Raw genomic sequence first — 26,434 nt, 5'->3', positions numbered from 1 at the left:
GACAAGGAGCACGCCATGAACGGGATCGGTCGCGCCGTCCTCGCCCTCGCCTTCCTCGCCGCCCCGTCCGCGCTCGCCCAGGAGATGGGCGACGTCGCCGCGGGCGGGGCCTATTACGCGGAGAATTGCGCCGAGTGCCACGAGGCGCCCGCAGAGCTCGCGGGGCAGCTCGACCAGGCCGACCCGCAGGCCACCCGCGCGGAGCTCGAGGAGTTCCTCGCCGACCACTTCGCCGAGGACGAGACGGACCGGGCGAACGTGATCGCCTACCTGCTGTCGATCTGACCCGGCGCGCTCAGCGCAGGGCGAAGACCAGCACGCCCGCCGCCAATGCCGCGCCGATGAGGCGGACGCGCAGGCGCTCGGCGCGGTCGTGGCGGGAGAGCGTGCCGTCGGCGTAGTCGAAGCGCTCGTAGAGCACGTTGTCGAAGGGCAGCCCGCACGCGAGCAGCCCGTCGGCGGCGGCGACCATGAAGGGGCCGGGGCCGCAGATCATGGCCAGCGCCCGGGCCGGGTCGAGCCCCGCGAGGAGGTCGTCGAGCGTGCCGCGGTCGAGCCGGCCGAGCGCGCCCTCGTAGCCGGGCCCACCTTCCTCGCAGAGCGTGGTGACGGTCAGATCTCGGCGCGCGGCGATCTCCCGCAGCGTGTCGAGGCCGACCAGCCGGTCCGGCCCGCCGGCCGCGACGAGGACGCGGATCGGGCGGAGATCGTCGGCGAGGTCGAGATCCCGGGCGAGGCCGAGGATCGGCGCGATGCCGGCGCCGCCGGCGATCAGCAGGATCGCGTCCGCTTCGCGGTCCTCGCGGGCGAAGGCGCCGTGGGGGCCGTCGAGCCCCGCGCGCGTGCCGGGCGCGAGCTCCCCGATGCGGCCCGTGTAGTCGCCGGCCTCCTTGATCACCAAGGCGACCTCGGATTCGCGTGGGGAGGAGGCGATGGAGAAGGGGTGGTCGAAGAGCGGGAAGAGCCGCGGGGCGGTGGTGAGCCAGACGAACTGGCCGGCGCGGAACGGGAAGGGCTTCCCGCTCTCGCGCCGGAAGGCGAGCCGCCAGAGGCCGCGCCCGACGCGCTCGTTGCGCACGAGCCGCCAGGGATCGGAGCGGATCGCCCAGGTGCGAAAGACGTAGACGAGCACGACGCTCGCCGCCGCGCCCGCGGCCGCGACGAGCCAGAACCCGGCGAGCGCGGCGACGTCCTGCGCGTAGCCGCCGACCTCGATCGCGTGCGCCGCGCCGAAGCCCACCGCGGCGAGGCCGAGGATCACGTGCGAGGCGCGCCAGGCCTCGTAGCTCACGGGCAGGCGCGGGCGCAGCACGGCGAGGCCGACCACGGCGATCGCCGCGAGCCAGGCGACGAGGCCGAGCCGGTATTGCGCCGAGGTGAAGTAGATCTCGAGCGTCATCCATCCCCGCGAAGGCGAGCGCAGGAAGCCGGGCACCGCGTAGAGGAAGGGGTGGGCGATCACGAAGAGCGCGAGGATGCGCGCGGCGACCTTGTGGAAGGCCATGGTGCGGTCGATGCCGACGCGGCCCGACAGGGTCGGGAAGCGGCCGGAGCTGGCGAATTGCAGGGCGAGCATGGCGAGGCCGGCCATGCCGAGCCCCGTCGCGGCCTCGCGCCATGCGTTCCCCGGCCCGTCCGGGGCGAGGGCGGCGAGGAGGAGCGGCAGGAGCGCCAGCGCGAGATAGGCGGCGGCGAGCGCCCAGCCCGGCAGGCCGCGGGCGGACGGCGGCGGCGCGAGGGCGGTGGGCGTGGAGGGCTTCGGCGAGCTGGCGGGGCGGGTTTCGTCCATGATCCGTCCGGGAGGGCGCGTCGTCGGCCGCAGACTGCGTGGCGACGGCGCGCCGCGCAAGCGCGGGGAAGCCCGAACGGGGCCCCGCCGAACTCTCCTCGGCTCCGGGGCGTTGCCGAGCCGTGACGGAGGCCCTCATGTCCCCGACCGACATCCCCTATTGCGGTCCGCCGCCCGGGCCGGGCGCGGCGACGTGGAATCTCGATCCGGTGCTGCTCGCGGCCTTCGCGGCGGCGGCGATCGGGTACGCGCGCGGCGCACGGGCGGCGGGCGCGAGCGGTGCGGAGCGGGGGAGCTTCGCCGCGGGCTGGGCCGTTCTGCTGCTCGCCTTCGTCTCGCCGCTCTGCCAGATCGGCGTCGCGCTGTTCGCGGCGCGCGTGGGGCAGCACGTCCTGGCGACGCTCGTGGCCGCGCCGCTGATCGTGGTCGGCCGCGGGGGGCTCGCGCTCGCCGGCCTGCTGCCCCGCCCGCCCGTGCGATCGGCGCCCGCGGCGGCGCCCGCGGCCCTGCTGGCGGTCGGTCCCGTCGCGTTCGCGCTCATGCTGTGGACCTGGCACGTGGGCCCGCCCTACGACGCGACGCTGACCAGCGACGCGATCTACTGGGCCATGCATCTGAGCCTGTTCGGCGCGGCGCTCCTGCTCTGGTGGGGGCTCGTGCGCGCCCCACGCGATCTCGGCGTCGCCGCGATCCTGGTCGCGCTCGTCACCGGCATGCAGATGAGCCTGCTCGGCATCGCGCTGACCTTCGCCGGGGGGCCCTGGTTCGCGTCCCACCTCTCCACGACCGCGGCCTGGGGGCTCACCCCGCTCGAGGACCAGCAGCTCGGCGGGCTGACCATGTGGATGCCCGGCATGATCCTGATGGTCGCGAACGCGCTTCTCGCCTTCTGGGCGGCGCTGCGGCGGCTCGAGGCGCGCGCGCCGGGCTGGAGCGCGCAGCACACACGATGAACCTGCGCCCGATGATCCATCGCACCGCCGCGCTCTCGCTCGTTCTCCTCCTCGCCGCCTGCTCCTCGGAGCAGGCGATGACCGCGCCCGCCTCGGAGGACGCGGCGCGCGTGGCGGGGCTGTGGTGGGCCTTCCTCGGCTTCGCGAGCTTCGTCTTCGCGCTCGTGATCGGCCTCGTGATCGCGGCGATGCGCACGACCTTCACCGAGCCCGCCATGCCGATCGAGACGCGGCGCGGCTGGACGCTCGTCATCGGGGGCGGCGTGGTGCTGCCGCTGATCGCCGTGGTCGGCCTCGTCGGCTCGGGGCTGTGGATCGGCGGCGTCGTCGCTCGAAACGAGGAGCCGGCGGACCTCACCGTCGAGGTCGCGGGAAAGCGCTGGTGGTGGGAGGTGATCTACCGCGACGCGGACGGCGAGGAGATCGCCCGCACGGCGAACGAGATCGTGCTCCCCGTCGGGCGCACGGCGCGTGTGCTGCTCACCTCCGACAACGTCATCCACTCCTTCTGGGCGCCCAACCTCCAGGGCAAGACCGACATGATCCCCGGCCGCGTCAACGAGAGCCGGCTCACCCCGGCGAGGACCGGCCGGTTCCGCGGCCAGTGCGCCGAGTTCTGCGGCGTGCAGCACGCCTACATGGCCTTCGTCGTCGAGGTGATCGAGGCGGACGCCTTCGACGCCTGGCTCGCCCGGCAGGCGCGCCCGCGGACCGTTCCCGCCGACCCGCTGCTGCGCCGGGGCCTCGCGGTCTTCCTCGAGGCCGATTGCGGGACCTGCCACGCCATTCGCGGCACGCCGGCCGAGGGCGAGATGGGGCCCGACCTCACCCACCTCGCCGCCCGGGAGACCCTCGCGGCCGGCACGATCCCCAACACGAAGGGCCACCTCGCCGGCTGGATCGGCGATCCGCAGAAGGTCAAGCCCGGGGTGCTGATGCCGGCGACCGCCCTCGAGCCCGACGATCAGGAGGCGCTCCTCGCCTACCTGACGTCGCTCCGGTGACGCCATGGACGAGCGACGCGAGGACGGGCGTCCGGGGGACGTGGACTGGCGCGAACGGCGCGGGGCGGACCCGTCGGAGAGCCGCGAGGCGCCGGGCGGGCCGCCCACGGAGGAGCGCCAGGAGCCGCTGCACCCGGCGATCGAGGACGACGCGGAGGAGACGCGCCGCCTCGCCGAGACCTGGGCGGCGCCCACGGGCTTCGTCGGCTGGTTCACGCCGGTGAACCAGCGCATCATCGGCCGGCGCTTCATCGTCACCGCCTTCGTCTATTTCGTGCTCGCGGGGCTGCTCGGCGTCGCCATGCGGCTCCAACTCGCGGTCCCGGAAAACGATCTGCTCGCCCCGGACATCTACAACCAGTTCTTCACCGTGCACGGCACGGCGATGATGTTCCTCTTCGCCATTCCGGTGCTCGAGGGCTTCGCGCTCTTCGTCGTGCCGATGATGATCGGCACGCGGGACATGGCCTTCCCGCGGCTCAACGCCTTCGGCTACTACGTCTACCTGATCGGCTCGGCGATCTTCTTCCTGATGCTCGTCGTCGGCATGGCGCCCAAGGCGGGCTGGTTCAACTACGTGCCGCTCGCCGGCAAGCTCTACGAGCCGGGCATCGGCGTCGACATCTGGACGACGATGATCACCTTCATCGAGGTCTCGGCGCTCACCGCGGCGGTCGAGCTCATCGTCACCATCCTCAAGCTGCGCGCGCCGGGCATGACGTTGAACCGCATGCCGGTCTTCGTCTGGGCCTCGCTGGTGATGGCCTTCATGATCGTCTTCGCCATGCCGGCGATCATCGTGGCGTCGAGCCTCCTCATCCTCGACCGGCTCGTCGGCACCGGCTTCTTCGTGCCGGAGATGGGGGGCGACCCGCTGCTCTGGCAGCACCTGTTCTGGTTCTTCGGCCACCCGGAGGTCTACATCGTGCTGGTGCCGGCGCTCGGCATCGTCTCGACCATCGTCACCACCTTCACCCAGCGCTCGCTGTTCGGCTACACCGCGATCGTGATCTCGATCGTGGCGACGGGCTTCGTCTCCTTCGGGCTGTGGGTGCACCACATGTTCGCGACGGGCCTGCCGCATCTGGGCATGTCCTTCTTCATGGCGGCGTCGGCCATGATCGCCATTCCCAACGGGGTGCAGGTGTTCTGCTGGATCGCGACCATGTGGGGCTCGCGCATCCGCCTCGCGACGCCGATGCTCTACGTGCTCGGCTTCTTCTGGGTGTTCGTCATGGGCGGGCTGACGGGGGTGATGGTCGCCTCCATCCCGTTCGACCTGCAGGTGCACGACACCTATTTCCTGGTGGCGCACTTCCACTACGTGCTGATCGGCGGCTCGGTGATGCCGGTGATCGGCGCCCTGTACTATTGGTACCCGCAGCTCACCGGGCGGATGATGAACGAGGTGGCCGGCAAGATCTCCTTCGCCCTCGTCTTCGTCGGCTTCAACGTCGCCTTCTTCCCGATGCACCAGCTCGGCTTGGACGGCATGCCGCGGCGGGTCTACACCTATCTCGAGGAGAGCGGCTGGGGCGACCTGAACCTGCTCGCCACGATCGGCGCCGTGGTGCTGGCCGCCGGCTTCGCCACGACGATGGTCAACGCGTTGGCGAGCCTGCGCTGGGGCGCGAAGGCGCGGCGCAACCCTTGGGACGCCGAGACGCTGGAATGGGCCACCGAGAGCCCGCCGCCGCCCTACAACCACCGCCACATCCCGATCGTGAAGAGCCGCGAGCCGGTCTGGGACTGGCGCGAGATGAAGGAGCGGCCCGTCGTCACCGGCCTGCGCTCGGACCGGCGCGAGGTGGTCGTCACCTCGATCCTCGACGCCGAGCCGCAGGCGGTGCAGGTGCTGCCGGCGCCGACGATCTGGCCGTTCCTGTCGGCGGTGGCGGCCTCGGTCGGCTTCATCGGCATCCTGTTCCACCCGATCTTCTTCGTGGTGAGCTTCTTCCTCGCCTTCTTCTCCTTCGTCGGCTGGTTCTGGCCGCGGCGGCCCTGGCAGGAGGATTGAGCGGATGCGGCAATATTCCGGCGCGGACGTCTCCGGCCTCACTCGCTTCTCCAAGCAGAAGCACCCGCTCTACGTGGGCATCCTGGGGCTGATCGCGATCGAGCTCTCCGTCGTGGCGCTGCTGACGGTGAGCTGTCTCTACCTGATGCTCACCGCGCCCGCCTGGCCGCCGGCCGGGCTCGAGCCGGCGCCGCTGCTGTGGCCGTCGATCAACCTGGGACTGCTGATCGCCTCGATGGCCGCCATGCGCGTCGCCGGAAACCGCATCACGGCAGGCGACCGGCGCGGGCTGATCGTCGGCCTGCTCACGGCGGTCTCGCTGCACGCGCTCGTCCTCGTCTTCCGCAGCCTGGAGATGGCGGCCTACGACTTCCGCTGGGACGACCACGTCTACGGCTCGTTGATGTGGACGATCTCGGGCTTCCACTTCACCCACGTGGCCTCCGCCATCGTCGGCACCCTCGTCGTCGCGATCCTGGCGGTGAAGGGCTACTTCACGCCCGAGCGCCAGCTCGGCGTCGTGGTCGACACGCTCTACTGGAACTTCGTCTCCGCCGCCTGGATCCCCTTCTATCTCGCCCTCTATTGGGGCCCGCGGCTGATCTGAGGAGGCTCGATGGAGACCGACGACGAAGCGCATGCGCGCCGCTACCGCACGCCGGCCGGAATCATGGCGCTCTGGGCCGGCTGGGCGCTCGGGCCGCTCGCCTGGGCGCTGCACCAGAACGCCTCGTTCTGGATCATTCCCGCCCTGTGCGAGGGCGACACGCTCTGGCCGCTGTGGACCATCTCCGCCGTGACGCTCGCCATCGCCGCCGCCGGCGGCGCGATCTCCTACCGCGCCTTCCGCCGCCTCGGCGACGGATGGCCCCGCGGCGAAGGCGGGGACGTGCCGGCGCGCTCGCGCTTCCTCGCGGCTGCGGGGGTGGCGATCGCGGCCTTGTCCGTGCTCGGGATCGTCGTTGAGAGCGCAGGGCTCGCGGTGCTCGACGTCTGCGCGGGCGTGCCCTGAGGCGCGGCGGGGCGGGCGCCGGGAAGAGGTGGCCGGCCGGAAGCGGTCATGAGGAGGCCATTGTCCGCTTCCAGGCCGGCCTTGCCCTACGAAAACCCAGGAGATGCGGCGGACCTGGACATCGAGGGCGTTCGAGAGGCGCCGATCCCCGTGCGAAACCTTCGGGAATGCGACGCCGTTGGGGACACCCTACAGCAAGCCGCATGCGGCGCAACAGCGATCGCGCCGCACCCGGCATTCATTCTTCGTAAAGGTTAAGATTGGCGGCGGCGAGGGCCCTGGGCCACTCAGGCGGCCGAGGCGACGACCCGGTTCCGGCCCTGCTGCTTGGCCTGGTAGAGAGCGAGGTCGGCGCGCTTGAGGATCTCGGCCGGCGAGCGATCCTCGAGCGTGCGCGCGGCGACGCCGATGGAGACCGTGACAGGGATGGCGCGCGTGCCCTGGTGGATGGCGAAGGGCTCGGACTCGATCCGCTCGCAGATGCGCTCGGCCACGGCGCGGGCGCTCTCGAGCCCCGTATCGGGCACGACCACCACGACCTCCTCGCCGCCGAAGCGGGCGACCACGTCGATGCCGCGGGTCTGGGAGCGGATGCGGGTCGCGAACTCGCGCAGCACCTCGTCGCCCGCGTCGTGACCGAAGGTGTCGTTGACGGCCTTGAAGCGGTCGATGTCGAGGACGAGCACCGAGAGCGGGCGCGCGCGAAGCGTCGCCTCGTCGAAGAGGGCGGCGAGATGGCTGTCGAGATAGCGGCGATTGTGCAGGCCGGTGAGCGCGTCGGTGACGGCGAGCTCCATCGAGACCTGCACGCTCTCGCGCAGGCGCTCCGAGAAACGCTTGCGCCGCACCTGGGTCCGCACGCGCGCGACGAGCTCGTTGCGGTCGACCGGGCGCACGAGGAAGTCGTGCACGCCGATGTCGAGGCCGCGCAGGATGCGCCCGCGATCCTCGGCCTCGGCGATCATCAGGACCGCGAGATCGCGGGTGCGCTCCAGCGAGCGCAGCTGCGAGCACAGGCGCAGGCCATCGAAGTCGACGAGGTCGAGGGAGACGAGAACGACGTCGTAGCTGGCCTCCGCGGCGCGAATCAGCGCCTGGTGCGGGTCGGTCTCGACCTCGACCCGGTGCTGCTGCGAAAGCGTCGCGAACAGGCGCTCGTAGGAGGAGCGGCGGTCGTCGACGATCAGCACCTGGGCGTCCTGGCCGTGCTCCGCGGCTGCGGCGGCGAGCGGGTCGCCCACGAGGCCGTAGTCGCGCGAGGCCATGGCGCGGGTGCGCAGCTCGTCCGTGACGGACTTCAGCCTGACGAGGGAACGCACGCGCGCGAACAGGGCCGCGTCGTCGACGGGCTTCGTCAGGAAGTCGTCGGCGCCGGCGTCGAGGCCCTTGAGCCGGTCGCTCGGCTGGTCGAGGGCGGTGACCATGACGACCGGGAGGTGCGCGGTCGCCGGCGCGTTCTTCAGGCGGCGGCAGACCTCGAACCCGTCCATGCCCGGCATCATCACGTCGAGCAGGACGATGTCGGCGAGGCCCTGCTCGCAGATCGCCAGCGCGTCCGGCCCGTTCATGGCCGTGACCACGTCGAAGTACTCCGCCGAGAGCTTGGCTTCGAGCAGCTTGACGTTGGGAAGGATGTCGTCGACGACGAGCACGCGGGCGGTCATGTCAGGTCCCTCCCTCAGGCCGCGCCGACATAGGTGCGCACGGTCTCGAGGAACTTCGCCACCGAGATCGGCTTCGACAGGTAGGCCTCGCAGCCCCCCTCCCGGATGCGCTCCTCGTCGCCCTTCATGGCGAAGGCGGTCACGGCGACGACGGGGATCGCGCGCAGCTCCTCGTCCTCCTTCAGCCATTTGGTCACCTCGAGGCCGGAGACCTCGGGGAGCTGGATGTCCATCAGGATCAGGTCGGGGCGATGCGCGCGGGCGAGCTCCATCGCCTCGATGCCGCTCGCCGTCTTCAGCGTGGAGAAGCCGTGCGCCTCGAGAAGATCGTTGAAGAGCTTCATGTTGAGCTCGTTGTCCTCGACGATGAGCACGGTCTTGTTCATCCTGGACCCCTCGGACCGCGAACCGTCGGACATGCCCGCCGCTTGCGTTCGATCGATGCCCGCGTTCTACCCTATACCTATTGACGAATGGTCAAATTGGAAGTCGACGCCGTGAGAACCGAACGGAACTTAGCACGCCTGAGCAGAGCCGAGGCCGAGGAGATCGCCGGGGGCGCGCTCGGCGTGATCGCCGCCGACGAGGAGCGCCTCTGGCGCTTCCTCGATCTCACCGGGCTCGCGCCCGATTCGCTGCGCGCCGCGGCGGCGCGGCCCGGCTTCGCGGCGGCGGTGCTCGACCACGTCGCCGCCGACGAGGCGCTGCTGCTCGACGTCGCGCGTGCCCTCGACGTCCCGCCGGAACGGGTGGCGCGGGCCCAGGCGCTTCTGTCGCCGCAGGCCTTCGAGGAATAGGAGCGCGGGCCATGGGCGCCGAGGCTCCGAGCGCCGTCCTGTGCCGCGACTGCCTCGCCCTCGCCCCGGCGGCGACGGCAGGCCGGCCGCGATGCCGCGCCTGCGGCTCGCCGCGCACCGTGTCGCACGCGGAGCTCCTCGCGCTGTCGATGGCGCACATCGACTGCGACGCCTTCTTCGCGACGATCGAGAAACGCGACGATCCCGCGCTCGCCGACAAGCCGCTCATCATCGGTGGCGGGCGACGCGGCGTCGTCTCGACTTGCTGTTACATCGCCCGCACCTACGGGGTGCGCTCCGCCATGCCCATGTTCAAGGCGCTCGACGCCTGCCCGGATGCGGTGGTGATTCGCCCGAACATGGCGAAATACGCCGCCGTCGGGCGGGAGGTCCGCGCCCTGATGCGCGACCTCACGCCGCTGGTCGAGCCGCTGTCGATCGACGAGGCCTTCCTCGACCTCTCCGGCACGGAGCGGCTCCACGGGGCGCCGCCGGCGGCGACGCTGGCGCGCTTCGCGGCGCGCGTGGAGAAGGAGATCGGCATCACCGTCTCGGTCGGCCTCGCGCCGAACAAGTTCCTGGCCAAGATCGCCTCCGACCTCGACAAGCCCCGCGGCTTCGCCGTGATCGGCGCGGCCGAGGCGGCGTCCTTCCTGGCGGAGCGCTCCGTCGGGCTCCTGCCCGGGGTCGGGGCCGTGGCGCAGAAGCGGCTCGCCCAGGCCGGCATCACCCGGATCGGGCAGATCGCCCGCGCCGACCCGGCGCGCCTCGTCGCCGTCGCGGGCCGCGACGGGCTGCGGCTGCAGGCGCTCGCGAAGGGCCGCGACGATCGGAAGGTCGAGCCCGAACGCGAGACGAAGAGCGTCTCGGCCGAGACGACGTTCGAGACGGACATCGGAGCGCTGGAGGCTTTGGAGCCGATCCTCTGGCGCCTCTCCGAGAAGGTGGCGGCGCGGCTGGTCGCGGAGGGGCATGCGGCGCGCGCGGTGACGCTGAAGCTCAAGCAGGCCGACTTCAAGCTGCGCACGCGCACGGTCTCCGGGCTGCCGCCGACGCAGCTCGCGAGCCGGCTCTACGAGGCGGGGCGTCGGCTGCTCGTCGAGGAATGCGACGGCGCCGCCTTTCGGCTGATCGGCATCGGGGCGGGCGATCTCGACGATCCGGCGCTCGCCGACCGCGGCGACCTCGCAGACCCGAACGCACCGCGCGAGAAGAGCCGCGCGGAGGCCATCGCCGCCCTGCGCGCTCGCTTCGGCGACGCGGCCGTGCAGCGGGGAATCGTGCTGAGGGACAAGGATCGCTGACGGGGCCCGCCAACGAAAAGGGCGCCCGGCAGGGCGCCCTCTCGTGGTTCCGTAGCCGCGCGCGTCGCCTCAGGCGCTGGCGCTCTGCTCGCCGCGCTCGGCGTGGATGAGGAGAGGACCGGACTTGCCCTCGATCGTCTCGGGGCTGATCACCACCTGCTCCACCGATTCCATGCCCGGCAGGTCGTACATCGTGTCGAGCAGGATCGCCTCGAGGATCGAGCGCAGGCCGCGCGCGCCGGTCTTGCGCTCGATCGCCTTGCGGGCGACCATCTTGAGCGCCTCGTCCTGGAACGTGAGCGTCACGTTCTCCATGTCGAACAGGCGGGCGTACTGCTTCACCAGCGCGTTCTTCGGCTCCTTCAGGATCTTGACGAGCGCCTCCTCGTCGAGGTCCTCGAGGGTGGCGAGAACCGGCAGGCGGCCGACGAACTCGGGGATGAGGCCGAACTTCAGCAGGTCCTCGGGCTCCACCTCGCGGAAGATCTCGCCGGTGCGGCGGTCGTCCGGCGCGGCGACCTTGGCGCCGAAGCCGATGGAGGAGCCCTTGCCGCGCTGGGAGATGATCTTCTCCAGCCCCGCGAAGGCGCCGCCGCAGATGAACAGGATGTTCGTCGTGTCGACCTGCAGGAATTCCTGCTGGGGATGCTTGCGCCCGCCCTGCGGCGGCACGGAGGCGACGGTGCCCTCCATGATCTTGAGGAGCGCCTGCTGCACGCCCTCGCCCGACACGTCGCGGGTGATCGAGGGATTGTCCGACTTGCGGGAGATCTTGTCGATCTCGTCGATGTAGACGATGCCGCGCTGCGCCCGCTCGACGTTGTAGTCGGAGGCCTGCAGGAGCTTGAGAATGATGTTCTCGACGTCCTCGCCGACGTAGCCCGCCTCGGTGAGCGTGGTGGCGTCGGCCATGGTGAAGGGCACGTCGAGGATGCGGGCGAGCGTCTGGGCGAGCAGCGTCTTGCCCGAGCCGGTGGGCCCGATGAGCAGGATGTTCGACTTGTTCAGCTCGACGTCGGAATGTTTCGAGGCGTGCGCCAGGCGCTTGTAGTGGTTGTGCACCGCCACCGACAGGACCTTCTTCGCGTGGCCCTGGCCGATCACGTAGTCGTCGAGGACGGCGCGAATCTCCTTCGGCGTCGGCACGCCGTCGCGGGACTTGACCAGCGAGGTCTTGGATTCCTCGCGGATGATGTCCATGCACAGCTCGACGCACTCGTCGCAGATGAACACCGTGGGCCCGGCGATCAGCTTGCGCACCTCGTGCTGGCTCTTGCCGCAGAAGGAGCAGTACAGCGTGCTCTTCGAATCGGTGCCGCCGGTCTTGCTCATGTCCCATCTCCAATGCGAGCCCGGATTGCGAGGCCCGGGCCGTTCTCAGTCATATAGGCGGCGGGCTAACAAAATGTAGCCCCGTTCTCGAACGCATCCGTCCGCACGGCCCGCGCCGCGCGCCCGGCCCCCCCGCCAGGGTCAAGCGACGCGCCCGATCGGCGGTTCCGGCTTCATGCAAACACGCGCGGGCGCGCCGATCAATAGGCGAACGGGCGCGTGCGACATAAGCCGCACACGCCCGTGCAGATGGCATGGCGACGGGCTCAGACCGGCGCCGCTTCCGGACGCTGCGTCAGCACCTCGTCGATGAGGCCGAACTCCTTGGCCGCGTCGGCGGTCATGAAGTAGTCGCGCTCCAGCGCGTTCTCGATCGCGGCGAGGTCCTTGCCCGTGTGCTTGACGTAGATCTCGTTGAGGCGACGCTTCAGCGCCTCGATCTCGCGGGCGTGGATGAGGATGTCCGTCGCCTGGCCCTGGAAGCCGCCGGAGGGCTGGTGGACCATGATCCGCGCGTTCGGCAGGGCGAATCGCTGGCCGGGCGTGCCGGCGCAGAGCAGCAGCGAGCCCATCGACGCCGCCTGGCCGACGCACAGCGTCGAGACCGGATTGCGGATGAACTGCATGGTGTCGTAGATCGACAGGCCCGAGGTCACCACGCCGCCGGGCGAGTTGATGTAGAAGGAGATCTCCTTCTTCGGGTTCTCGGCCTCGAGATAGAGGAGCTGCGCCACGATGAGCGACGCGGAATAGTCCTCCACAGGGCCGGTCATGAAGATGATGTTCTCGCGCAGGAGGCGCGAATAGATGTCGAAGGCGCGCTCGCCGCGGGCCGATTGCTCGACGACCATCGGCACGAGCGTGTTGTTGTAGACCTCGAAGGGATCTCTCATCGTCTCACGGCTCCCGGTGACGGACGGGCCGCGCCGGAGGGCGCGGCCGCTCTTTGTCTTCGTGAGGTGGGTTGAAGAACCCGCCCGATCAAGCCTCGTCGGACTTCGCCGGCTCCGCCGTCTCGGCGCTCGCCGTCGGGGAGGCGCTCTCCTCCTCCTCGTCGGCGAACAGCTCCTCGCGGGAGACCGTCTTCTCGTCCACCTTCACCTCCGAGAGGATATGGTCGACGACCTTCTCCTCGAACAGGGGCGCACGGATCTCGGCCAGGGCCTGGGGGTTCTTCTGGTAGAACTCCCACACCTGGCGCTCCTGGCCGGGATACTGCCGGGCGCGCTCGATCAGGCCCTGGGTGACCTCGTCGTCCGAGACCTTGATCTCGTTCTTCTCGCCGATCTGGGCCAGCACGAGGCCCAGCCGCACGCGCCGCTCGGCGATCTTGCGGTACTCGACCTTGGCCTCCTCCTCCGTGGTGCCTTCGTCGGCGAAGGACTTCCCGGAGCGCTGCATGTCGGCCATGACCTGCTGCCAGACGCTCTGGAACTCCTGGTCGACGAGCGTCGGCGGCAGCTCGAAGGCGTACTTCTCGTCGAGCCGGTCGAGCAGCTCCTTCTTGACCTTCCGGCGCGACTGGGCGTCGAAGTCCTTCTGGACGGCGCCGCGCAGGGCGTCCTTGAGGGCGTCGAGGCTCTCCATGCCGTAGGTCTTGGCAAACTCGTCGTCGAGGGTCACCTCGCCCGGCGCCTGGATCTCCTTCACGGTGACCGCGAACGACGCCTCCTTGCCGGCGAGATGCTGCGCCGGATAGGCCTCGGGGAAGGTGACGACGACCGTGCGGTCCTCGCCGGCCTTGGCGCCCTTCAGCTGCTCCTCGAAGCCGGGGATGAAGGTGCCCGAGCCGATCTCGACCGTGACGCCCTCGCCCTTGCCGCCCTCGAACTCCTCGCCGTCGATGGAGCCGACGAAGTCGACGACCACGCGGTCGCCCTCGTCCGCCGCCGCGTCCTCGCCCTTGGGCTCGAAGGGCTTCGTCTGCGCGGCCATGCGGTCGAGGCCTTCCTGGACCTCGGCGTCGGAGACCTCGGCGACGGGCTTCGTCACCGCGACGTCCGAGAGATCCGCCAGCTCGAAGGCCGGCAGGACCTCGAGCGCCACCTTGAAGGCGAGATCGGTCTTGGCGTCGAGCGCCTTCTCCATCTCGTCCTTGTCCTCGGGGAACTCGTAGCGGGGCTGGTTGGCGAGCTTGAGCGCGTTCTCGTCGACGATCTTGCGCTCCGCCTCGGCGACGGCGTTCTGCACGACCTCGGCCATGACCGAGCGGCCATAGAGGCGGCGCAGATGCGCGACCGGCACCTTGCCGGGCCGGAAGCCGTTGATCCGCACGCGGTCCTTCAGGGTCGCGAGCTCGTCGCCGAGCCGCTTCTCGAGCTCGGAGGCCGGCAGGACCACCTGGAATTCCCGCTTCAACCCGTCCGACAGCGTCTCCGTCACCTGCATCGCGTCTATCCGTTCTCGTCCTCAGAAATGCGCGTGAGGCCTCCAGCGCTCCCGACGATCGGGGCACGGCCGCAGGCCGCGCCGCCCCATCGTACCGGAAAGCTCCGGAAACCCCGTTTCCGACGGCCTTGGTGCGGGCGGAGGGACTCGAACCCCCACGACTTTCGCCACCGGAACCTAAATCCGGCGCGTCTACCAATTCCGCCACGCCCGCGCCTCGGGGCGGCGGACCGCCCCTCACCGGGTCGCGGCTCTATATCACGCCCGAACGCGGACGCACCAAAAAAATCGAGCCACCCTCACGCGTCGCGCAGGAGGGCGTAGATCACCACCGCGACGAAGGCGCCGCCCACGACGAGCGTGCTGGCGGCGAGGGAGAGATTCAAGTCCTCGACGAAGGCCGCCCCGCCGATCGCGAGGCCGGCGACGAACAGGAGACGCAGCATGCGACGATCCTCCGGCCGGATTGTCCCGAAACGGCACGAATCGGGCCCGTCCGGGCGGCATCGCGCGCGTTCCGCAGGGTGAGGCGCAAGCGGCGTGCCGGGGGTGGGCGGTGGAGTTCAGGCCGACAGGAAGCCCGCGAGCACCCCCGGCAGCGCCTCCGGCAAGTCCTCCGCGATCAGCCCCGGCCCCAGCCGCTCGGCGCAGCGCCCGTGCAGGTTCACCGCCGCGCAGGCGGCCTCGAAGGCGGGCATGCCCTGCGCCAGGAGGCCGGCGGCGAAGCCGGCGAGCACGTCGCCGGCGCCGGCGGTGGCGAGGAAGGGCGTGCCCGTGGCGTTGATCGCGGCGCGGCCGTCGGGGGCGGCGATGACGCTGTCGGGGCCCTTGTGGACCAGGATCGCGCCGGTGGCGGCGGCGCCGGCGCGGGCGGCTGCGAGCTTCGAGGAGGCCTCGCGCGCGGGCGCATGGGCGGAGAAGAGCTTGCCGAACTCCCCCGCATGCGGGGTCAGCACCGCCGCGCGCATGCGCCGGCAGGCGGCGGCGAGGGCCTCGTGCTCGCCGGCATAGGCGGTGAGCGCGTCGGCGTCGAGGACGAGGGCGCGCTTTGCGGCGTGCGCGGCGCGTGCCGCCGCCTCGACCAGCGCCCGGGCGCGGTCGCGGCCGAGCCCGGGGCCGAGCGCCACGACGGTGATCCGCTCGTCGGCGAGGAGCCCCTCCAGATCGGCGGCGTCGTCGCAGGGGCGCAGCATGATCGCGGTGAGCTGGGCCGCGTTCACGGCGAGCGCGTCGCGCGGCGAGCCGACGGTGACCGCGCCGGCGCCGATCCGCAGCGCGCCGCGGGCGACCATGCGCGCCGCGCCGGTGGCGTCGGCGGGGCCGGAGAGGACGAGGGCGTGGCCACGGGAATATTTGTGCGCGTCGAGCGCCGGGCGCGGGAAGCACGGCTCCCACAGGGGCGCCTCGTCGGCGAAGGTCGTCGGCGCGAGGCTCGCGATCACCCCGTCCGGGATGCCGATGTCGGCGAGGCGCAGGCGGCCGCAGAGGGTGCGGCCGGGCAGGAGCAGGTGCCCGGGCTTGCGCCGCGCGAAGGTGACGGTGACGCTCGCCTGCGCGGCGTATCCCCTCACCGCGCCGGTGTCGCCGTCGAGGCCCGACGGCACGTCCACCGCGACCACGGGCGCGCCGCTCTGCGCGACGGCGCGCAGGAAGGACGCCGGGTCGCCCTCGATCGGGCGGGCGAGCCCCGCGCCGAACAGGGCGTCGATCACGAGATCCGCCGCGGCGGGATCGGCGGCGCAGAGCGGGATCGTGTCGCCGGGCCAGCGCGAGGCGGCGTCGGCGGCGTCGCCCTTCAGGGCCTCGCGGGCGCCCAGCAGAGCGACGACCACGGCGTGGCCCGTCTCGGCGAGGAGGCGCGCGGCGACGAAGCCGTCTCCGCCGTTGTTGCCCGGTCCGCAGGCGACGAGCACGCGGCGCCGGCTCTCGGAGGCGGGCGGCAGCAGCTCGGCGGCGGCCGCGGCGACGGCGGCGCCCGCCGCCTCCATCAGGGCCGGGCCGGAGACGCCGCCGGCGATCGCGCGACGGTCGGCCTCGTGCATCTCGGCCGTCGAGAGCAGACAATGCATCATTTTTCGCCGCCTCCTGCCTGCCTCGCGCCCCCTCTGCGCGGCCGCGACTCAGAGCGTATCGCCAGACCGCCTCGGGGATAGGCGATTGCACAGAATATGTGCAATCGCCGCCGCAAAACCGATCAGCTCGCCTTCTCGCCTGCGCGCGCGTGGTGATATGACATCCTGCGCGGACCCGCGGCCCGCGCCGAAGACGCTCAACCGACGACCGAAGGCGAAGCCGACATGCGAAAGATCGAGGCGATCATCAAGCCGTTCAAGCTCGACGAAGTGAAGGAAGCGCTTCAGGACGTCGGGCTGCAGGGGATCACGGTCATCGAGGCCAAGGGTTTCGGCCGCCAGAAGGGCCATACCGAGCTCTATCGCGGCGCGGAGTACGTCGTGGACTTCCTGCCCAAGGTGAAGCTGGAGATCGTGCTGGCCGACGAGCTCGTCGAGAAGGCCGTCGAGGCCATCCGCAAGGCCGCGCAGACCGGCCGCATCGGCGATGGCAAGATTTTTGTATCGACGATCGACGAGGCGATCCGCATCCGCACCGGCGAGACCGGGGCAGACGCGATCTGACCCGCGCTCACCCGCCAAGACCAAGCCGCGGCCGCCCGGCCAGCGGAAACACAATCCTGCCCTGAAGACCCCCTGAGAAGAGGACTACCCGGACATGCAGACCGCCAACGACGTGCTCAAGGCGATCAAGGACAACGACGTCAAGTACGTCGACTTCCGCTTCACCGATCCGAAGGGCAAGTGGCAGCACGTCACGTTCGACGTGTCCTTCGTGGACGAGGACACCTTCGCGGACGGCATCATGTTCGACGGCTCGTCGATCGCCGGCTGGAAGGCCATCAACGAATCCGACATGACGCTGATGCCGGACCCGGAGACGGCCTGCATCGACCCGTTCTTCTCGGCGACCACCATGTCGATCGTCTGCGACGTGCTCGAGCCCGCCTCCGGCGAGCCCTACGGCCGCGACCCGCGCGGCACCGCCAAGAAGGCCGAGGCCTACCTCAAGACGCTGGGCCTGGGCGACACCGCCTTCTTCGGCCCCGAGGCCGAGTTCTTCGTCTTCGACGACGTGAAGTTCGCCGCCGACCCCTACAACGTCTCCTTCCAGGTCGACTCGACCGAGCTGCCGACCAACGGCATGCGCGCGTACGAGGGCGGCAACATGGGTCACCGGATCCAGATGAAGGCCGGCTACTTCCCGGTCCCGCCGCTCGATTCCGGGCAGGACATGCGCTCGGAGATGCTCGCGGCCATGGCCGAGATGGGCGTCAAGGTCGAGAAGCACCACCACGAGGTCGCCTCGGCCCAGCACGAGCTCGGCATGAAGTTCGACACGCTGGTGCGCATGGCCGACCTGATGCAGGTCTACAAGTACTGCATCCACAACGTCGCCGCCTCGTTCGGCAAGTCGGCGACCTTCATGCCGAAGCCGGTCTACGGCGACAACGGCTCGGGCATGCACGTCCACCAGTCGATCTGGAAGGACGGCAAGCCGCTCTTCGCCGGCGACAAGTACGCCGACCTCTCCCAGGAGTGCCTCTACTACATCGGCGGCATCATCAAGCACGCCAAGGCGCTCAACGCCTTCACCAACCCGTCGACGAACTCCTACAAGCGTCTCGTCCCGGGCTTCGAGGCGCCGGTGCTGCTGGCCTATTCCTCGCGCAACCGCTCGGCGTCCTGCCGCATCCCGTGGACGACCTCGCCGAAGGCCAAGCGCGTCGAGGTCCGCTTCCCCGACCCTACGGCGAACCCCTACCTCGCCTTCGCCGCGCTGCTGATGGCCGGTCTCGACGGCATCACCAACAAGATCGACCCCGGCTCGGCGATGGACAAGGACCTCTACGACCTGCCGCCGCGCGAGCTCAAGAAGATCCCGACCGTCTGCGGCTCGCTGCGCGAGGCCCTCACGGCGCTGGACAAGGACCGCGGCTTCCTCAAGGCCGGCGGCGTCTTCGACGACGACCAGATCGACGCCTATATCGAGCTGAAGATGCAGGAAGTCATCAAGTTCGAGCACACGCCGCACCCGGTCGAGTACGTGATGTACTACTCGGTCTGATCCGGCGTCCGGACGACCTTCCGAAACACGGGAAGCCGGGGCCTCGCGCCCCGGCTTTTCGTTTCGGGGCGCGAGGGGTGGACCGCTCGTGGGTCGCACGGCATCGACGACGCGACAGGCCTGTGCGCCTCTCACCCCCGCACCCTCTCCACGAGGGATAGCCGATGCACACGTCTATGGCTTGAAAGGTGTAGGAGCGACGCACAGTCCTTCCTTCCCTGTAGGGGAAGGTGGCGCCGCGCGTAGCGCGGTGACGGATGGGGCGCGGCGCGAAGCGACGCGTTCCGCGAAGCGGAACCTCCGGGCGGCGTCCCTCGCGACCGTCGCATTTCGGCTTCGCCGAACGCGCGTGCCGCGCGCCCCATCCGTCTCGGCTTCGCCGAGACACCTTCCCCTACAGGGAAGGAAGAAAGTCGGCGCGCTCCGCGAACCCTTCCGGACCAGCACTTTCTCGGCCCTCTGCGGTCCGGACCATTCGGGAAGCGACCAGCTACGAGGAGAGGGGAGACCGTCGCCGCTTCCGCCTGCGGGTCGCGCGCATCCGAGGGAGCGCCCTCGCCGCAGAGGCGCCCTACCCCGCCGCCATCTGCGAGCGCTGGGCCCAGCCGGTCATGCGCTTCTCGACGATGGCGGTGGCGGCGTACATGATGACGCCCAGCACGGCCAGCGCGATCAGGGCGGCGAACAGGAGCGGGACGTTGAAGTCGGCCGAGGCGCGGGCCATCAGGTTGCCGACGCCGAAATTCGAGGCGTTGTACTCGGCGATGACGGAGCCGACGAAGGCGAGCGTGATCGCCACCTTCAAGGAGCCGAAGAAATAGGGCATCGCGCGCGGGATGCCGACCTTGACGATGATGTCGCGCTTCGAGGCGCCGAGCGCGCGCAGCACGTCCTCGGTCTCGGGCTCGATCGTGGCGAGGCCCGTCGCGACGTTCACGACGATGGGAAAGAACGAGATCAGGAAGGCGGTGAGCACCGGCGGCAGCCAGCCGACGCCGAACCAGATCACCAGGATCGGCACCACGGCGACCTTCGGGATGGCGTTGAAGCCCACCAGCAGCGGGTAGGAGCCGGCGTGCACCAGCCGCGAGGCGCCGAGCGCCATGCCGAGCAACAGCCCGAAGCCGACCGCCAGCGCGAAGCCCGCGATCGTCATCCAGGCGGTGTGGAACGAGTGCAGCATCAGCGGATCGCGGAACTGCCAGAGCGCCTCCGCGACGACGCTCGGCGCCGGCAGCACGAAGACCGACATGCCGGTGATCCGGACCAGGATCTCCCACAAAACGAAGAAGCCGATGGTGAACAGCCACGGCGCGGCGGCGAGGGTCGCCCGGCGGCGGCGCTTCTGATGCGTCATGGTCGCTCCCCGGCGCCTCAGGCCGCCTGCCGCGCGTCGGCGATGTGGCCGCGCAGCTCGTGGACGATGTCGGTGAACTGGGAGGTGTACATCACCTCGATGTCGCGCGGGCGCGGGATGTCCACCTCCCGCTCGGCGATGATCCGGCCGGGCCGCGCCGACATGCAGAACACGCGATCGGCGAGGAACACCGCCTCGCGCAGGTCGTGGGTGACGAGGATCACGGTGAAGCCCTGCTCCGCGTGCAGATCGCGGATGATGCACCACAATTCCTCGCGCGTGAACGCGTCCAGCGCGCCGAAGGGCTCGTCCAGCATCAAGAGCTTCGGCTCGTGGATCAGCGCGCGGCACAGCGAGGCGCGCTGCTGCATGCCGCCCGAGAGCTGCCAGGGATATTTCGACCCCTGCCCCTTCAGCCCGACCTCGGCGAGGAGATGCTCGGCGCGGGCGACGTATTCGGCCTTGTTGCGGCGCAGGCGCGCGCGGTGGGGCTGGACGATCTCGAGCGGGAGCAGCAGGTTGTCGAGGGTGGTGCGCCAGGGCAGCATCACCGGGTTCTGGAAGGCCATGCCGGCGAGCTTGACGGGCTTCGTCACCTCCTCGCCGCCGACGATGACGGTGCCCTTGGCGGGAAACTGCAGGCCGGTGGCGAGCTTCATCACGGTCGACTTGCCGCAGCCCGACGGGCCGACGATGGCGGCGAACTCGCCCTCGCGCACCTTCAGCGACATGTGCTCGACCGCGGGCGCGCCGTCCTCGGCGCCGGAATAGATGTGGGTGACGTCGTGGATGTCGACGAAGGCCTGCAAGAACACTCTCCCGAGGAACGCCTCCTCTTCCCGAAGGCGAGGCCCCGGCGCGGACGCCGGGGCCGGCATGGTCTCGTACGCCGGAAGCGGAGGCTCAGTTGAGCATCCGCTCCTCCTTCGGCGGCAGGTACTCGGACGTGAACACGTCCTCCAGCGCCGGGCGGTTCTCGAAGTCGAAGGTCAGGTCGATCTGGTCGAGGGCCGCCTCGTAGCGCTCCGGATCGATGTCGCCGAAGCCGCGCTCGGCGGTCTCCTCCGTGAGGATGTTGTTCTCGATCGTCATGCGCCAGCGGTCGGCCTCGACCTCCTGGCGGGCGACGTCGTTGTACTGCACCACGTAGGCCGCCCCGGCTTCCGGATCGGCGATCGTGTCCTCGAGCCCGCGCAGGAAGGCGCGCAGGAAGCCGGCCACCGCCTCGGGATCGGACTCGAGGAAGTCCGGATCGGCCATGATCACGTTGCCGTAGAGCTCGACGCCGTAATCGCCGAAATTGATCACGACGATGTCGTCCTCCGGCACGCCGCGGGCGGCGAGGTTGATGGCCGAGGACATCGAGAAGCCGAACACGGCGTCGACCTCGCCCTGGGCGAGCATCGGCTCGCGGACGGGGAAGCCGACGTTCTCGAACGTCATGTTCCAGGCCTCCTCGTCGATGTCGTTGACGTCCTTGAAGATCGGCCACTGGGCGTAGGCGGCGTCGGCGGCGGGCGCGCCGAAGGTCTTGCCCTCGAGGCTCTCGAGATCCTCGGTGATGCCGCGCGAGGCGCGCCCGACGATGGCGAAGGCCGGCTTGTTGTAGACCATCATCACCGCCTTGACCGGCTCGGAATCCGGCGAGGAGCGGTAGCGGATCAGCGAGTTGAAGTCGCCGAAGGCCATGTCGTAGGGCCCGGACGCGACGCGGTTGATCGACTCGACCGAGCCGGCGCCGGCGTCGATGGTGACGTCGAGCCCCTCCTCCTCGAAATAGCCCTTCTCCAGCGCGGCCAGGAACGGCGCGGACGGGCCCTCGAAGCGCCAGTCGAGGGAGAAGCGCAGCGGCGTCAGGTCGCCCTGCGCGAGCGCGGGCGCCGCGGCGAGGCCGGAGAGCGCGACGCCTCCGGCGAAGGCGGCGAGCAGGCTGCGGCGGGTGAGGCGGGCGAGGCGGGATGTCATCGGATCGACGCTCCTGGGGACTCGTGCGGGTCGGTGGCGGCTGCGCGGCTTCTGGCAAGGGCCGTGCCGGTTCGGACGGGTCCGTCGCGGCCCGACCATGCAAGCACAAAGCGCCGCTGCGTCAAGCGCGTTGCCGCTTTGTTGGGCAGAAATGTGGAATACGCCCGCACAAGACGAAAGCAATTCGAACATCTGTGAAGTGTAAAAAGAGGCGGTGCGGTGATCGGGCCGCGCCGCGCCGATTTGGCGCCTCCCGAGGGCGCGCGGAGCGCCGGCGCCGACGGGTGACCCGCGCCTACCCTCGAACCGGCAGCGCCCCGTCGGTCTTCACCTCCTCCATCACCGCGTAGGTGCGCGTCTCGCGCACGCCCGGCAGCGCCAGCAGCACGTCGCCGAGGAAGCGGCGATACGCCGTCATGTCGGAGACGCGGGTCTTCACCAGGTAGTCGAAGCCGCCCGCCACCATGTGGCACTCGAGCACCTCGGGCGCGCGGCGCACCGCTTCGGCGAACCGTTCGAAGACGTCGGGCGTCGTCTTGTCGAGGGAGACCTCGACGAAGACGAGCAGGCCGAGCCCGACGCGGTGCGGGTTGAGCCGCGCCGAGAAGCCCTCGATCACGCCCTCCTTCTGCAGCCGCCGCAGGCGCTCGCCCGTGGCGGTGGGCGAGAGGCCGATCCGCTCGGCGAGATCGACGGCGGAGATGCGCCCGTCCTCCTGCAGGACGGCGAGGATGCGGTGGTCGGTCCGGTCGAGATCCGCGGGTTTCACGGCCATACGCCTCTCCAGCCGCGGAAGATGCGGCCGTACCTAGAATACGCCACTGGAGGCGCGGCGCAAGACGGATTATGCTGGACATATCTCCGGCGCATCGTCGCCGATCCTCTCGGGAGCCCGCCCATGGACGCCGCCGCCCCTGTTCCCGTGCCCGCGTTCGCCGCCCCCTATGCGGAGGACGACGTCGTCCTCGCCCGCCGCCTGTTCGCGCAGGCGCCCGCCGACGCCGCGACCGAGACGCGCGCCGACGGTCTCGCCCGCGACCTGATCGGCGCGATCCGCGCCGAGGAGCGCGGCTTCGGCGGCGTCGAGGACCTGCTGCGGGAATACGCGCTCTCCACCCGCGAGGGGCTCGCGCTGATGGTGCTCGCCGAGGCGCTCCTGCGCGTGCCGGACGCCGAGACCGCCGACCGGCTGATCGAGGACAAGCTCGGCCAGGGCGACTTCGCCCACCACGAGGCGAAGTCCGGCGCCTTCCTGGTCTCCGCCTCGGCCTGGGCACTGGGGATCACGGCGCGCGTCATCCGCCCCGGCGAGACGCCGGAGGGCATCCTCGCGCAGATGACGAAGCGGCTGGGCCTGCCCACCGTGCGCACGGCGACCCGCCGGGCCATGCGGGTGCTCGGCTCGCATTTCGTGCTGGGCCAGACCATCGAGGAGGCGCTGAACCGGGCGCGCTCCGGCAAGGCGCGGGTCTACCGCTATTCCTTCGACATGCTGGGCGAGGGCGCGCGCACGGCGGAGGACGCCGAGCGCTACTTCCGGAGCTACGCCGACGCCATCGACGCCATCGGCCGCGGGGCGGGCAACGAGCCCCTGCCGAACCGCCCCGGCATCTCGGTGAAGCTCTCGGCGCTGCATCCGCGCTACGAGCCGCTCTCGCGCGAGCGGGTGCTGGCCGAGCTGACGCCGCGGGTCGTCGATCTCGCCCGGCAGGCGAAGGGCTACGACCTCAACTTCACCGTCGACGCCGAGGAGGCGGACCGGCTCGAGCTCTCGCTCGAGGTGATCGAGGCCGCCTTCGCCGACCCCTCCCTCGCCGGCTGGGACGGCTTCGGCCTCGCGGTGCAGGCCTACCAGAAGCGCGCCCTCGCCGTGATCGACCACGTGGCGGCGCTGGCCGAGCGCTTCGACCGGCGCATGATGGTGCGCCTCGTCAAGGGCGCCTATTGGGACACCGAGGTGAAGCGCGCCCAGGAGCGCGGCCTGCCGGACTATCCCGTCTTCACCCGCAAGGCGATGACGGACCTGAACTTCACGGCCTGCGCCGAGCGCATGCTGCAGGCGCGCCCGCGGCTCTTCCCCCAGTTCGCCACCCACAACGCGCTGACGGTGGCCGAGATCGTCGCCCGTGCGGGCGACGGCGAGGGCTACGAGTTCCAGCGCCTGCACGGCATGGGCGAGGCGCTCTACGGCCGCCTGCGCGAGCGCTCGCCGGGCATCGGCTGCCGCGTCTACGCGCCGGTCGGCGGCCACCGCGACCTCCTCGCCTATCTGGTCCGCCGCCTGCTCGAGAACGGCGCGAACTCCTCCTTCGTCTCGGTGGCGGCCGATCCGAGCGTGCCCGTCGAGCAGCTGCTCACCCGGCCGCAGGACGCGATCGGCGATCCGCGTCGGGCGCGGCACTCGAAGCTGCCGCTGCCGCGGGACCTCTACGGGGCCGAGCGGGCCAATTCGCGGGGCGTCGAGCTCGGCGACCGCGCGGCGCTCGCCGCCTTCGCCGAGGAGATCGAGGCCGGCCGCGCCGGCGAGGCCGAGGCCGCGCCGATCGTCTCCGGCAAGCGCCTCGACGGCGCGCGGCGCCCGGTGACGAGCCCGGTCGACGGCCGCACGACCGCCGGCCACGTGGTCGAGACCCGGCTCGAGGACGCCGACGCCGCCGTCGCCGCCGCCGCGGCGGCCTGGCCGCGCTGGGCGGGAACCGCGGCCGCGACCCGCGCCGGCGCCCTGAAGCGCCTCGGCGACCTGCTCGAGCGCGACCGCGGCCGCCTCGTCCACCTGATGCAGGTCGAGGCCGGCAAGACCATCGACGACGCGCTCGCCGAGATCCGCGAGGCGGTGGATTTCTGCCGCTACTACGCGATCGAGGCCGAGCGCCTCTTCGGCGCGCCGCGGGACCTGCCGGGGCCGACCGGTGAGACCAATCGGCTGACGCTGCGTGGGCGCGGCGTCTTCGTCGCGATCTCGCCCTGGAACTTCCCGCTCGCCATCTTCACCGGCCAGATCGCCGCCGCGCTCGCCGCCGGCAACACGGTGGTGGCGAAGCCGGCCGAGCAGACGCCGCTCGTCGCCGCGCACGCCGCGCGGCTGTTTCACGAGGCCGGCGTGCCGGCGGACGCCCTCGCCTTCCTTCCCGGGGACGGCTCCGTCGGCGCGCGGCTCGTGGCGCATCCCGCCATCGCAGGCGTCGTCTTCACCGGCTCGACCGAGGTGGCGCGGCTGATCGCCCGGGCGCTCGCGGCGAAGGACGGGCCGATCGTCCCGCTGATCGCGGAGACCGGCGGCATCAACGCCATGATCGTCGACGCGACCGCGCTGCCCGAGCAGGTGGCCGACGACGTCGTCATGTCCGCCTTCCGCTCCGCCGGCCAGCGCTGCTCGGCCCTGCGGCTGCTCTGCGTGCAGGAGGACGTCGCCGACAAGATGATCGCCATGATCGCCGGCGCGGCGCGCGAGCTGAAGGTGGGCGATCCGCGGGACCTCTCGGTCCAGGTCGGCCCGGTGATCGACGCGGAGGCGAAGGCCGGGCTCGAGGCGCATATCGCCAAGAGCGCGAAGGCCGCGAAGGCGACGCATCTGGCCATGAAGGGGCCCGCCGAGGGGACCTATGTCGGCCCGCATCTCTTCGAGCTGGCGAAGCCGGAGGACCTCGGGGTCGAGATCTTCGGGCCGGTGCTGCACGTGATCCGCTACCGCGCGCCGGACCTCGACCGGCTCCTCGACGCGATCGACGCCAAGGGCTACGGCCTGACGCTCGGCGTGCATTCGCGCATCGAGGCCACGGTCGAGCGCGTGGTGCGGCGGATGACGACGGGCAACGTCTACGTCAACCGCAACATGATCGGCGCGGTCGTGGGCGTGCAGCCCTTCGGCGGCCACGGCCTCTCCGGCACCGGCCCCAAGGCCGGCGGCCCGCACTACCTCCTGCGCTTCGCCACCGAGCAGGTGGTGACGATCAACACCGCCGCGGCGGGCGGCAACGCGGCCCTGATCGCGATGGAGGAGTGAGCCGGCATGCGAAAAGCGCCCGCGGCGGGGCCACGGGCGCTCCGGGTTCGTTCGGCCGGTGACGGCCCGGTCGGCTCATTTGGAGCCCTTGTCCCCCTGGCGCACCCCGTGAGAGCGCGACAGAGCCGGCTCCTGGCCCTCGTGGTCGAGGGCGCCGGAGGGCGGCGCCTCGGGGGACGGGTGCGGATGCATGCCCTCGTCCGCCGTGCGGTGCTCGGGGATGTCGGCGTGCGGATCGTTCTTGCGCTTCATCTCGAGCGCCTTCTCGGCGTTCTTCTGCTGCTCGGTCTTCTCGCCTGCCATGGCGATCGCCTCCTTATTTCCTCGACGTCTCGTCCGGGGTCTTGTCGCCCGGCTCGGCCGGCTCGCCGGTGATCGTGCGCTCGAGATCGCTGATCCCGGAGACGTGCCGGTGACCCATGTGGGTGTCGGCGTGGCCGTGGCCGTGCTGGCGGGGATCGTTGGGATCGCCCGCGTGCTTGTCCGGCGCGTCCGAGCCGTCTTCCGCGTGCTCGCGCGCCGTCTGCTCGCGCTCGAGCTCCTCGGGCGCGCGGCCCGGATGCTCGCCGAAGGTCTCGTCCGTCGTCGAGGGCTTGCGGGTGAGCGGGCTCTGCTTGGGCGCGTGGCCCATCTCCTGGTTCCGCTTCAGCGCGGCCCGGGCCTTCTCCTCCTCGGAGCGGGGATCGTGCATGGCGCCCTCCTTTCGGCT

25 protein-coding genes and 1 tRNA gene are annotated in these 26,434 nt (G+C 70.9%); 11 read left to right on the top strand and 15 right to left on the bottom strand.

Going from position 1 to position 26,434, the window contains the following annotated elements; all coding sequences use genetic code 11:
- Window positions 1-15: 15 nt before the first annotated feature.
- Window positions 16-285, top strand: coding sequence for a hypothetical protein (locus tag ABL310_RS00665; RefSeq protein WP_349369799.1), 270 nt, complete (start codon window positions 16-18; stop codon window positions 283-285).
- A 10-nt stretch (window positions 286-295) separates the two neighbouring features.
- On the opposite strand, the gene ABL310_RS00660 is transcribed toward ABL310_RS00665, so the two are convergent.
- Window positions 296-1,789, bottom strand: a complete 1,494-nt coding sequence (locus tag ABL310_RS00660; RefSeq protein WP_349369798.1) for a ferredoxin reductase family protein — start codon at window positions 1,787-1,789, stop codon at window positions 296-298.
- A 137-nt stretch (window positions 1,790-1,926) separates the two neighbouring features.
- Between ABL310_RS00660 and ABL310_RS00655 the strand changes: the two genes are divergently transcribed.
- The 5 genes from ABL310_RS00655 to ABL310_RS00635 are packed head-to-tail and all read left to right on the top strand — an operon-like array spanning window position 1,927 to window position 6,775.
- Window positions 1,927-2,742: a cytochrome c oxidase assembly protein gene (locus ABL310_RS00655; protein ID WP_349369797.1), complete on the top strand. Its 816-nt coding sequence runs from the start codon at window positions 1,927-1,929 to the stop codon at window positions 2,740-2,742.
- A gap of 11 nt (window positions 2,743-2,753) precedes the next feature.
- Window positions 2,754-3,746, top strand: coding sequence for a c-type cytochrome (locus tag ABL310_RS00650; protein ID WP_349369796.1), 993 nt, complete (start codon window positions 2,754-2,756; stop codon window positions 3,744-3,746).
- A gap of 4 nt (window positions 3,747-3,750) precedes the next feature.
- Window positions 3,751-5,763: a cytochrome c oxidase subunit I gene (ctaD, locus tag ABL310_RS00645; protein ID WP_349369795.1), complete on the top strand. Its 2,013-nt coding sequence runs from the start codon at window positions 3,751-3,753 to the stop codon at window positions 5,761-5,763.
- Between the two features lie 4 nt (window positions 5,764-5,767).
- Window positions 5,768-6,370 (top strand): cytochrome c oxidase subunit 3, encoded by a 603-nt coding sequence (locus ABL310_RS00640; protein ID WP_349369794.1) that lies wholly within the window; start codon window positions 5,768-5,770, stop codon window positions 6,368-6,370.
- A gap of 9 nt (window positions 6,371-6,379) precedes the next feature.
- On the top strand, window positions 6,380-6,775 hold the full coding sequence (locus ABL310_RS00635; RefSeq protein WP_349369793.1) for a hypothetical protein: 396 nt from the start codon (window positions 6,380-6,382) through the stop codon (window positions 6,773-6,775).
- Between the two features lie 287 nt (window positions 6,776-7,062).
- Here the strand turns inward: ABL310_RS00635 and ABL310_RS00630 are convergent, their stop codons facing one another.
- Both ABL310_RS00630 and ABL310_RS00625 read right to left on the bottom strand, forming a co-directional pair.
- On the bottom strand, window positions 7,063-8,439 hold the full coding sequence (locus ABL310_RS00630; RefSeq protein WP_349369792.1) for a PleD family two-component system response regulator: 1,377 nt from the start codon (window positions 8,437-8,439) through the stop codon (window positions 7,063-7,065).
- Between the two features lie 14 nt (window positions 8,440-8,453).
- Window positions 8,454-8,825 (bottom strand): response regulator, encoded by a 372-nt coding sequence (locus ABL310_RS00625; RefSeq protein ID WP_349369791.1) that lies wholly within the window; start codon window positions 8,823-8,825, stop codon window positions 8,454-8,456.
- Between the two features lie 111 nt (window positions 8,826-8,936).
- Here ABL310_RS00625 and ABL310_RS00620 point away from each other — a divergent pair, with 111 nt between their 5' ends.
- Both ABL310_RS00620 and ABL310_RS00615 read left to right on the top strand, forming a co-directional pair.
- Entirely contained in the window at window positions 8,937-9,236 is a 300-nt protein-coding gene (locus ABL310_RS00620) for a DUF3572 family protein (protein ID WP_349369790.1), read from the top strand.
- Between the two features lie 11 nt (window positions 9,237-9,247).
- Window positions 9,248-10,540, top strand: a complete 1,293-nt coding sequence (locus ABL310_RS00615; RefSeq protein ID WP_349369789.1) for a DNA polymerase IV — start codon at window positions 9,248-9,250, stop codon at window positions 10,538-10,540.
- A 69-nt stretch (window positions 10,541-10,609) separates the two neighbouring features.
- Here ABL310_RS00615 and clpX read toward each other — a convergent pair whose 3' ends face one another.
- From clpX to ABL310_RS00585, 6 genes are all read right to left on the bottom strand, one after another.
- Complete coding sequence (clpX, locus tag ABL310_RS00610; RefSeq protein WP_349369788.1) at window positions 10,610-11,872, bottom strand: ATP-dependent Clp protease ATP-binding subunit ClpX; 1,263 nt, start codon at window positions 11,870-11,872, stop codon at window positions 10,610-10,612.
- Window positions 11,873-12,138: 266 nt separating this feature from the next.
- The gene (locus ABL310_RS00605; RefSeq protein ID WP_349369787.1) at window positions 12,139-12,765 is read right to left on the bottom strand and encodes an ATP-dependent Clp protease proteolytic subunit; all 627 of its coding nucleotides are present in this window, start codon (window positions 12,763-12,765) and stop codon (window positions 12,139-12,141) included.
- A gap of 88 nt (window positions 12,766-12,853) precedes the next feature.
- Window positions 12,854-14,260, bottom strand: coding sequence for a trigger factor (gene tig / locus ABL310_RS00600; RefSeq protein ID WP_349369786.1), 1,407 nt, complete (start codon window positions 14,258-14,260; stop codon window positions 12,854-12,856).
- 129 nt (window positions 14,261-14,389) lie between these two features.
- Window positions 14,390-14,474, bottom strand: a tRNA-Leu gene (locus ABL310_RS00595).
- Between the two features lie 85 nt (window positions 14,475-14,559).
- On the bottom strand, window positions 14,560-14,706 hold the full coding sequence (locus ABL310_RS00590) for a hypothetical protein (protein WP_349369785.1): 147 nt from the start codon (window positions 14,704-14,706) through the stop codon (window positions 14,560-14,562).
- Between the two features lie 117 nt (window positions 14,707-14,823).
- A complete protein-coding gene (locus ABL310_RS00585) occupies window positions 14,824-16,332 on the bottom strand; it encodes an NAD(P)H-hydrate dehydratase (protein ID WP_349369784.1) in 1,509 nt (502 codons plus the stop codon).
- Window positions 16,333-16,557: 225 nt separating this feature from the next.
- Here ABL310_RS00585 and ABL310_RS00580 point away from each other — a divergent pair, with 225 nt between their 5' ends.
- Together ABL310_RS00580 and glnA are read left to right on the top strand one after the other, a co-directional pair.
- Window positions 16,558-16,896, top strand: a complete 339-nt coding sequence (locus tag ABL310_RS00580; RefSeq protein WP_349369783.1) for a P-II family nitrogen regulator — start codon at window positions 16,558-16,560, stop codon at window positions 16,894-16,896.
- 94 nt (window positions 16,897-16,990) lie between these two features.
- Window positions 16,991-18,400 carry a type I glutamate--ammonia ligase gene (glnA, locus tag ABL310_RS00575; protein WP_349369782.1) on the top strand — a complete coding sequence of 470 codons (1,410 nt, stop codon included), beginning with the start codon at window positions 16,991-16,993 and terminating at the stop codon, window positions 18,398-18,400.
- Window positions 18,401-18,971: 571 nt separating this feature from the next.
- Here glnA and ABL310_RS00570 read toward each other — a convergent pair.
- The 4 genes from ABL310_RS00570 to ABL310_RS00555 all read right to left on the bottom strand — a co-directional run bounded on the left by ABL310_RS00570 (window position 18,972) and on the right by ABL310_RS00555 (window position 22,497).
- A complete protein-coding gene (locus ABL310_RS00570) occupies window positions 18,972-19,757 on the bottom strand; it encodes an ABC transporter permease (RefSeq protein WP_349369781.1) in 786 nt (261 codons plus the stop codon).
- Between the two features lie 17 nt (window positions 19,758-19,774).
- Window positions 19,775-20,566 carry an ABC transporter ATP-binding protein gene (locus ABL310_RS00565; RefSeq protein WP_374730358.1) on the bottom strand — a complete coding sequence of 264 codons (792 nt, stop codon included), beginning with the start codon at window positions 20,564-20,566 and terminating at the stop codon, window positions 19,775-19,777.
- Between the two features lie 94 nt (window positions 20,567-20,660).
- Window positions 20,661-21,722: an ABC transporter substrate-binding protein gene (locus ABL310_RS00560; protein ID WP_349369780.1), complete on the bottom strand. Its 1,062-nt coding sequence runs from the start codon at window positions 21,720-21,722 to the stop codon at window positions 20,661-20,663.
- A 295-nt stretch (window positions 21,723-22,017) separates the two neighbouring features.
- Window positions 22,018-22,497, bottom strand: coding sequence for an Lrp/AsnC ligand binding domain-containing protein (locus ABL310_RS00555; RefSeq protein ID WP_349369779.1), 480 nt, complete (start codon window positions 22,495-22,497; stop codon window positions 22,018-22,020).
- A gap of 123 nt (window positions 22,498-22,620) precedes the next feature.
- Here ABL310_RS00555 and putA point away from each other — a divergent pair, with 123 nt between their 5' ends.
- Complete coding sequence (gene putA / locus ABL310_RS00550) at window positions 22,621-25,725, top strand: bifunctional proline dehydrogenase/L-glutamate gamma-semialdehyde dehydrogenase PutA (protein WP_349369778.1); 3,105 nt, start codon at window positions 22,621-22,623, stop codon at window positions 25,723-25,725.
- Between the two features lie 75 nt (window positions 25,726-25,800).
- Here putA and ABL310_RS00545 read toward each other — a convergent pair whose 3' ends face one another.
- Both ABL310_RS00545 and ABL310_RS00540 read right to left on the bottom strand, forming a co-directional pair.
- Window positions 25,801-26,028, bottom strand: a complete 228-nt coding sequence (locus ABL310_RS00545; RefSeq protein WP_349369777.1) for a hypothetical protein — start codon at window positions 26,026-26,028, stop codon at window positions 25,801-25,803.
- A gap of 13 nt (window positions 26,029-26,041) precedes the next feature.
- Window positions 26,042-26,416, bottom strand: coding sequence for a hypothetical protein (locus tag ABL310_RS00540; protein ID WP_349369776.1), 375 nt, complete (start codon window positions 26,414-26,416; stop codon window positions 26,042-26,044).
- Window positions 26,417-26,434 lie beyond the last annotated feature (18 nt).

This window comes from Salinarimonas sp. (genome assembly GCF_040111675.1).
Taxonomy (GTDB): domain Bacteria; phylum Pseudomonadota; class Alphaproteobacteria; order Rhizobiales; family Beijerinckiaceae; genus Salinarimonas.
Note: the sequence above shows the minus strand (reverse complement) of the source record. Positions and strands in the feature narration are given on the sequence as shown.

Coding starts and splice junctions, on each gene's coding strand:
- ABL310_RS00665 (WP_349369799.1), top strand. CDS start 16: ATGAACGGGATCGGTCGCGCCGTCCTCGCCCTCGCCTTCCTCGCCGCC.
- ABL310_RS00660 (WP_349369798.1), bottom strand. CDS start 1,789: ATGGACGAAACCCGCCCCGCCAGCTCGCCGAAGCCCTCCACGCCCACC.
- ABL310_RS00655 (WP_349369797.1), top strand. CDS start 1,927: ATGTCCCCGACCGACATCCCCTATTGCGGTCCGCCGCCCGGGCCGGGC.
- ABL310_RS00650 (WP_349369796.1), top strand. CDS start 2,754: ATGATCCATCGCACCGCCGCGCTCTCGCTCGTTCTCCTCCTCGCCGCC.
- ctaD (WP_349369795.1), top strand. CDS start 3,751: ATGGACGAGCGACGCGAGGACGGGCGTCCGGGGGACGTGGACTGGCGC.
- ABL310_RS00640 (WP_349369794.1), top strand. CDS start 5,768: ATGCGGCAATATTCCGGCGCGGACGTCTCCGGCCTCACTCGCTTCTCC.
- ABL310_RS00635 (WP_349369793.1), top strand. CDS start 6,380: ATGGAGACCGACGACGAAGCGCATGCGCGCCGCTACCGCACGCCGGCC.
- ABL310_RS00630 (WP_349369792.1), bottom strand. CDS start 8,439: ATGACCGCCCGCGTGCTCGTCGTCGACGACATCCTTCCCAACGTCAAG.
- ABL310_RS00625 (WP_349369791.1), bottom strand. CDS start 8,825: ATGAACAAGACCGTGCTCATCGTCGAGGACAACGAGCTCAACATGAAG.
- ABL310_RS00615 (WP_349369789.1), top strand. CDS start 9,248: ATGGGCGCCGAGGCTCCGAGCGCCGTCCTGTGCCGCGACTGCCTCGCC.
- clpX (WP_349369788.1), bottom strand. CDS start 11,872: ATGAGCAAGACCGGCGGCACCGATTCGAAGAGCACGCTGTACTGCTCC.
- ABL310_RS00605 (WP_349369787.1), bottom strand. CDS start 12,765: ATGAGAGATCCCTTCGAGGTCTACAACAACACGCTCGTGCCGATGGTC.
- tig (WP_349369786.1), bottom strand. CDS start 14,260: ATGCAGGTGACGGAGACGCTGTCGGACGGGTTGAAGCGGGAATTCCAG.
- ABL310_RS00590 (WP_349369785.1), bottom strand. CDS start 14,706: ATGCTGCGTCTCCTGTTCGTCGCCGGCCTCGCGATCGGCGGGGCGGCC.
- ABL310_RS00585 (WP_349369784.1), bottom strand. CDS start 16,332: ATGATGCATTGTCTGCTCTCGACGGCCGAGATGCACGAGGCCGACCGT.
- ABL310_RS00580 (WP_349369783.1), top strand. CDS start 16,558: ATGCGAAAGATCGAGGCGATCATCAAGCCGTTCAAGCTCGACGAAGTG.
- glnA (WP_349369782.1), top strand. CDS start 16,991: ATGCAGACCGCCAACGACGTGCTCAAGGCGATCAAGGACAACGACGTC.
- ABL310_RS00570 (WP_349369781.1), bottom strand. CDS start 19,757: ATGACGCATCAGAAGCGCCGCCGCCGGGCGACCCTCGCCGCCGCGCCG.
- ABL310_RS00560 (WP_349369780.1), bottom strand. CDS start 21,722: ATGACATCCCGCCTCGCCCGCCTCACCCGCCGCAGCCTGCTCGCCGCC.
- ABL310_RS00555 (WP_349369779.1), bottom strand. CDS start 22,497: ATGGCCGTGAAACCCGCGGATCTCGACCGGACCGACCACCGCATCCTC.
- putA (WP_349369778.1), top strand. CDS start 22,621: ATGGACGCCGCCGCCCCTGTTCCCGTGCCCGCGTTCGCCGCCCCCTAT.
- ABL310_RS00545 (WP_349369777.1), bottom strand. CDS start 26,028: ATGGCAGGCGAGAAGACCGAGCAGCAGAAGAACGCCGAGAAGGCGCTC.
- ABL310_RS00540 (WP_349369776.1), bottom strand. CDS start 26,416: ATGCACGATCCCCGCTCCGAGGAGGAGAAGGCCCGGGCCGCGCTGAAG.